The sequence below is a fragment of the Oceanobacter sp. 4_MG-2023 genome, assembly GCF_030689165.1.
Lineage (GTDB): Bacteria > Pseudomonadota > Gammaproteobacteria > Pseudomonadales > Oceanobacteraceae > Oceanobacter.
This window is the reverse complement of the sequence record NZ_JAUYVV010000066.1, coordinates 1-1,476: the sequence shown is the minus strand read 5'-3', so window position 1 is coordinate 1,476 and position 1,476 is coordinate 1. Positions and strand designations below refer to the sequence as shown.

Here is a 1,476-nt window from a genome sequence, read left to right as displayed (position 1 = left end):
TTCGATCTTTGTGCAGGCGTTTAATGCCGATGGCTCCTTGAACGGCACCACGGTACAACTGGAAGCACCGGGTAATGCCAACCATAGCTCCCAGATCACTGAGGTAGGCAGCGATGGCGCCTATGTGGTGACCTGGTACGGAAGGGATAGCGACGGTGACTATTCGGTCTTTGTGCAGGCGTTTAAAGCCGATGGTTCCGTCAACGGTGCCACGATACAGTTGGAAGCGCTGGGTAACACCACTGGTCATGACTATGATCCACAAATCACTGCGGTGGGCACTGATGGCGACTATGTGGTGACCTGGTACGGAAGGGATAGCGACGATGATGATTCAATCTTTGTACAAGCATTTAACGCCGATGGTTCCTTAAGCAGTGCCGCGGTACAGTTGGAAGCACTGGGTGAGACCACCAGTGGTGACTATCTGCCTCAAATTACCGCTGTGGGCACTGATGGCGACTATGTGGTGACCTGGCAGGGGTACGATAGCGACGGTGATTTTTCAATCTTTGTGCAGGCGTTTGATGTCGATGGCTCCTTCAACGGTGACATGGTACAGCTGGAAGCGCCGGGTCATACCACTGGTGCTGACTATTTTCCTCAAATCACCGCGGTGGGCACTGATGGCGCCTATGTGGTGACCTGGCAGGGAGTCAGCGGCGGTGATAGGTCGATCTTTGTGCAGGCGTTTGATGTCGATGGCTCCTTCAACGGCACCACGGTACAGCTGGAAGCGCTGGGTAATACGGCAGGTCAAGACAGAAATCCCCAAATCACCGCGGTGGGCACTGATGGCGACTATGTGGTGACCTGGTACGGTGAGGATAGCGACGGTGACTATTCGATCTTTGTGCAAGCCTTTAACGCCAATGGTTCCTTCAACGGTGACACAGTACAGCTGGAAGCGCCGGGTAATACCACTGGTGATGACTATTTTCCTCAAGTCACCGCCGTGGGCAGTGCTGGTGCCTATGTGGTGACCTGGTACGGGGCCGATAGTGACGGTGATGATTCGATCTTTGTGCAGGCGTTTAACGCCGATGGTTCTTTCAACGGTGACACAGTACAGCTGGAAGCGCTGGGTAAGACCAACGGTGATGACGAAAGTCCCCAAATCACTGCGGTGGGCAGCGCTGGCGCCTATGTGGTGACCTGGTACGGGATCGATAGCGACGGTGATGAGTCGATCTTTGTACAGGCGTTTAATGCCGATGGTACACCGGTGATAGATAGCACCTATGAAACAGGGGAGTTGGTCACATTACAAAGCAATGAAGCAGGTACGGTGTATTTGGTGAGCGATACAGTGGCCGTGACCACTGAGGCCGATATCACCAGCGCCAGCAGTAACCTGTGGGCTACCGCGACATTAGCGGTGGCGGGTACGGTCACTGTAGATACCACGACATTGGCGCTGGGCGGTTATTACGCCTATGCCGTCGACAGCGCCGGCAACCTGAGCCTGGCTTCCAG

The 1,476-nt window shown here is 54.7% G+C and carries 1 protein-coding gene; it reads left to right on the top strand.

The window, feature by feature from the left end; genetic code table 11:
• Positions 1-1,476: hypothetical protein (locus Q8W24_RS16755; RefSeq protein ID WP_305476036.1), on the top strand; the 1,476-nt coding region annotated here is incomplete at both ends.